General features: G+C 63.0%; 2 protein-coding genes and 1 pseudogene. 1 reads left to right on the forward strand and 2 read right to left on the reverse strand.

Going from position 1 to position 3712, the window contains the following annotated elements:
* Nucleotides 1-216 (forward strand): annotated as a pseudogene (locus WAN02_RS08505) (TetR family transcriptional regulator); the annotation flags it as partial.
* A gap of 1035 nt (nt 217-1251) precedes the next feature.
* Here WAN02_RS08505 and WAN02_RS08510 read toward each other — a convergent pair.
* Both WAN02_RS08510 and WAN02_RS08515 read right to left on the reverse strand, forming a co-directional pair.
* The gene (locus WAN02_RS08510) at nt 1252-2427 is read right to left on the reverse strand and encodes a phosphotransferase (protein ID WP_422263717.1); all 1176 of its coding nucleotides are present in this window, start codon (nt 2425-2427) and stop codon (nt 1252-1254) included.
* 448 nt (nt 2428-2875) lie between these two features.
* Nucleotides 2876-3712 (reverse strand): hypothetical protein (locus tag WAN02_RS08515; protein ID WP_422263718.1); only part of this gene is annotated, 837 nt, incomplete at its 5' end.

Below are 3712 nucleotides of genomic sequence, written 5' to 3' on the forward strand. Positions count from 1 at the left end.
GTCGACCACTACATCCAACCGCTGGAGGCCATCCTGCAAAGTCCCGAAGCCCACGACCAACTCGACGAGTTAGACCTCGAGCTTGCCGTGTGCCAACTCTCGGGGCCGCTGCAGTTCGCATGGATGAGCGGTTTGCGTGTCATCGACCACCACGACTGTGCCCGCATCGTCGATGACTTCCTCGCCAGCAACCGACGCGCCGACACCACTGCATGATCCCGGGACGCCTAGCCTTAGCTATTCCTTCGCGCCAGCCGTAACGCTGCCGGCGACTACTTCGTCCGCGGGGCGCCCGAACCCCGCGGGCACTCACAATCTATATAGTTCGCGCTTCATGAGGCCGACCTCGAAATAGCTTTCCGAAGCGACCCGACCGGACCTTCGAGTGGGGCGAAGCACTCCTAAAGCAAGGGATCCGCGGTGCAAAGCCGCGGCAATGGGAGCGACGTCGATCGACCAATAAGCAGGCTTGGTGTGTGGTACTGCGGTCTGGCTGAACATAATGGCCCCTTCGACGCTCCATAGAGTTTGACACTGAGCGTATCGCTACGCTACTTATGGTAGCGCATCTGTCAAGGCGGCTCGCCGATTCTCGCGATCGTTATGGCCACCGCCCGGGTCGGGCAGCCGGCGCCAGCCTTCGGTCCGGTCGACAAGTAGGGCTCAGAGCACGGTCAGGCGGTCGCGGGTGCGCGCGCAGGGAGTCAGCGTCGACGATTTCGGATCGATCCGCTGACCCTGTATGGGGATGCTTGCCGCTGGTCAGCTCACGATGTGATCGTGAAGGTGATGGTCGTGAAAAAGCTGCGCCGCGCTGCGGCTAAAGCCAAACCCTGACTGGGCAATGCTCGCGCCTCTTGTCTGGCGCGGCCGCTGGCCACTGCGACGTCGGAGGAATGGGGTGCATCTTCGACCGTTTCGATACGAGGAATATCGTAGCGATACCTTACGTTCTAGTCGGTAAGTCAGGTTGATTGGAGGGACGTAATGTCGAACCAGGTTTCGTTGCGGCGCACAGATCCATTGATCGACGCCGCCCAGGCGGTCGCTGCGTTGCGCCGCGGGTTGCTGACTTTAACAGGGCGTGTACGCCCAACTCTTAGGCTCGCTCCAGCTCATGCCGAAGGCTATTTCGAGAGCTATTTGGAGGCAGGCCTGATGAAACGCGAATTGCATCGACTCTAACTGTCGCGGACCCGCGTAGGTCGGATCGATCACGTGGACGAGCTACACCGCCGGCCGGAGTGGGCCCTAACGGGCCACTCGGCGACCCTGAAGCGCGTCGAGGGTATCGAGGTCGGCGCAGGCCTGGCTGATGCGCTCCAGGTTGGCCAGTGAGATCTCGTCGGGCTGATACTTGGGTTGTAGCGGGCTTCGCCCGATCGTCGCAAGCCAAGCGAACATGCCGTAGACGACCTGCCGACGATAGGCGAGGAAGAGGTCCGCAGCGCCCGGGGGCGTTCCGACGCCGCGCGCTGCGCGTTCGTCACGGTAGCACTCGAGCAGCTCACGCTCCCATGCTCGGCGATCATCAATCGGCAGGTGGCTGGTGAGGGCATACGCCAGGTCACGGGCAGGACCACCGATGACGCACATCTGCCAGTCATAAAGTCCGAGCGAACCATCGCGGGTGAGGTACCAGTTGCCCGGATGGACATCACCGTGAAGAAACGTCCTCAGTCCGCCGAATGCGCTGTGCCGCTGAGACTCCACAAGCGCCGCGTATACCTCACGCCTGCGCGCGTACACCTGTGGCGGGATGACATGACGGGCACGTTCGAAGCCCGACAGAATGCGAGCCGACGCGTCCAGAGCGCCGTCAAGCATTTGCAGGTATTGCTGCGTGTCACGCAACCAGTCGCCGAACATGTTCTCCAGCGGCGCATTCCAATAGCGGGCATGCAGAGCCGCGAGCGTAGCCACGACCTGCTGCGCCTGTGCCCGGTTTAGTCTGCGGTCGAGCGCCGTGCCGAAGGTCGCGCCTCGGGTGACCGTCACGTCGTCCGTGAGCAACATCAGCCGGTGGCTGACCGGATCGAACGCCGAGCACAACGTCGCGGGCGCTTCGATATCGAGCTCGGGCCGCACGACACGGTAGAAGCTGGCCTCGATCTGAGCCAGCCGCGCGCCCGCACCCACCATGCGGTTCAAAAAGCTTGGGGCCGACTTCGTGAACACCGCCTCCGGCAGCCCTCCGTCGCGGCCCGCGGCGTTGTACGACACCCGCAGCGTGCGCCTCGCCGACGTGCCGTCGTTCCGCGGTCCGAGCTCAAAGCCAAGTACCGCGGCGCCCCGAACCCGTTGACACAGAGCAAGTGTCAACCATTCGTTGGTGAGTTTCTCGGGACTTGGTGGCACGTCCTGCAATGCCGTGATCGGACGCCTGCGCAGCCGCTCGGCCGCGACGTGATACCCGACTTGTCCCACCAGGCGGGCCGTATCCAATTGGGCTTTAAAGCCGGGCATCAGGCCGGCCCCGGAAGCAGGTAGGAGGGCGGGACGACGAACGAGTGCGGGTTGACCGACAGTTCCGGCGCTGTGAACGCTGTCGACGTGCGTACATCTACCCCTCCCCTACCTCAAGGGTGCCGTTGGGGCGTAGATAGTGCACCAGCGCACACCCAGCCGCGTACAACCTAGCGGACGATGAATAGATATTCAATGATGAAGTCTCATTCACCCCAGTCGTCCGTAACATCCGGCGACATCTCGGCTCCACTACCGACGACACACATCGGACGGATGCATCCCGCCGACGACCGCGCACACCGCTTGCGAGCGAATCAGCAGGGACTTCAACGAGATTCGTGCTACTGCCCTGGCGGTAACCGTACGATCATGGCCCGGGGCGGGCCACCGGCCGCAGCGCCGACGCTCATGCTCGCACGTGTTGGGTCGCGCGCGGCAATGTTTCACCGCGTACATTCGGAATGCCGACCGCCTCGGCAACCAGCTTGACGACCACGCAAGCCACGGCGAAGGTTGCCAGCCCGCCCACCTGGGTCAGTACCCAACCCACGTCGGTGTTGATCACCAGCCACGACGGCCAACCCACCGCGGCGTTCACCGCCGCGCTGGTCGTCAGCGCCAACGGGATGACCGCCAAGGTTCGCCAGCCCCGAAAGTAGGAATCGAACCGGTAGATCAGCGCCGCCAGCACCAGCGGGATGGCGGCATTGACCGCCATCCACCAGAGCGGAAACTTACCGAGCAGCAACGGCTGATGCCCGTAATAGACATAGGGGTTCATGGTCAGCAGCACCGTTTCGAAGATCAGGTCCCCCAGCATCGCGGCACAGAACACCAGCCAGATCTGATGCCGTGTCAAGCCTTTGCGCAAGGCCCTGCAGATCGCCGAGGTGGCGATGCCGAAGTAGACGAAGTAGGCCAGGCACAACCAAACCGGCAAGGGTCTGCCCCACGCGGTGAAGGCCGTCCAGGAATTCGAGGGGAACCAACAACCGCCCACGGTGTCGACCATCGGCTCAAAGACCATGATGGCGCCGCCGGAAACCATGAGAGACAACACGAGTGGTCGACCGGTTCGAAACCAGTCAATGAACGACAAGATCAGGGCGACGGCCACGATGGCGCCCAGGACGATGGTGATGCCCAACTCCGCGGTTTTGTCGACCGCCATGTCGAGCGGGGGTTGCGGCGTGAGCATCCCTTCATCTCCTCGGCCCAGAGCTGGTGGGGCTCTGATCGACTC

It is taken from the genome of Mycobacterium sp. (assembly GCF_049281135.1).
Lineage (GTDB): Bacteria > Actinomycetota > Actinomycetes > Mycobacteriales > Mycobacteriaceae > Mycobacterium.